The sequence below is a fragment of the Pseudonocardia sp. McavD-2-B genome (assembly GCF_024124365.1).
Taxonomy (GTDB): domain Bacteria; phylum Actinomycetota; class Actinomycetes; order Mycobacteriales; family Pseudonocardiaceae; genus Pseudonocardia; species Pseudonocardia alni.
Genome location: NZ_JAMXSG010000533.1, coordinates 1 through 1,285, shown reverse-complemented (window position 1 = coordinate 1,285; position 1,285 = coordinate 1). Strand labels below are relative to the sequence as shown.

Genomic DNA, 1,285 nt, shown 5'->3' with positions numbered 1-1,285 from the left:
CCGATCTGTCGGCCGCGAGAAGGCCGTCGACCGCGCGTCCCAGCATGGGAACCCCGCCCAGTCCGACGAACGCCTTGGCCACCCCTGCACCCAGACGCCCCCCGGACCCGGCCGCGCTCGAACCGGCCGCGCTCGGACCGGCCCCGCGGCGCCGGGATCCGGCGCCGCGGCACACAGGTCAGTTCTGCGTGCCGGAACCCTGGTCGCCCGAGCCCTGGCCGCCGGAGTCCTGCCCGCCCGAGTCCTGGCCCGACTGGCCGGAGCCCGGCTGCTGGGTCGGCAGGACCCGGTTCAGCCCGTCCTGCAGCGGGTTCGACGAGCCCGAGCCGTCCTGACCGGAGTCCCGGTCACGGGTGCCGGTCGACGACTCCGACGTGCTGGCGCCCGACTCCTCGGTGGAGGTCGAGCTCGACGACGACGTCGACGAGTCGCCTCCGGAGCCCTCGCCCCGGTCGTTCTCCTGCTGGGTGGGGGGCGCACCGCCGCGGACGACGTTGCTCACCGAGGTCCCGGACGAGCCGGACAGCGACGAGCCCTTCACGAACTCGATGCCCGAGATCAGGAACATCGACACCGCGAAGGTGACGACGCCGAGCACCGCGGACACGATGACCGTCTTGCGGGTGACCCGGACCCGGCGGAACCGGCTGTGGCCCGCTCCGGCGGCGCGGGTGGTGCCGCCGGGTGTCTGCCACGGGTCCAGCAGGACCGTCTCCTCGCCGGTGGGCCCGGCGAGACCGTGGCCGGCACCGTTCTGCGCGGCGGCCGCGGTGCCCTCGGCGACGCCCTTGCCGCGCCGGGTCGCCTTGTCCTTCAGCTCGAGTGCCTTGTCCTTGCTGACCTCGAGCGAGCGGGTGAACAACGTGGTGGCCAGCGTCGAGATGATCGAGCCGAGCGCCGCGCCGATCACCGTGCCGACCGCGCCGAGGAACGAGCCGAGCACCGCCGTGACGATCGCCGCGCCGGCGCCGGCTGCGATCTTCGTCGGGCTGAGGTCGGCCTTGAGGCCGCTCGCCTTCGTGGTGTCCGACGAGGCGTCGCCGGAGCCGCGACCGGACCCGCCCGAGCCCCCGGACCCACCGGGTCCGTTCGGTCCGCCGCCGACCGGGCCCACCGGACCACCGGGACCGGCCGCGCGGGTCGTGTCCGACGCGGGCAGCACCCGGGTGCGCGGACGCCCGCCGGGCGGGGTCCCGTCCGGCACGCCCGGCCCGGGCACGACCGGGCTCACCGGACGGCCACCGGGTGGGGTCTGCGTGGTCCGGCCGCGGGCGGTGCCCGACGG

Annotated in this window: 1 protein-coding gene; it reads right to left on the bottom strand. The window is 76.0% G+C overall.

Going from position 1 to position 1,285, the window contains the following annotated elements; all coding sequences use genetic code 11:
• Positions 1-178 precede the first annotated feature (178 nt).
• Positions 179-1,285 (bottom strand): hypothetical protein (locus NH602_RS30945; protein WP_253069705.1); only part of this gene is annotated, 1,107 nt, incomplete at its 5' end.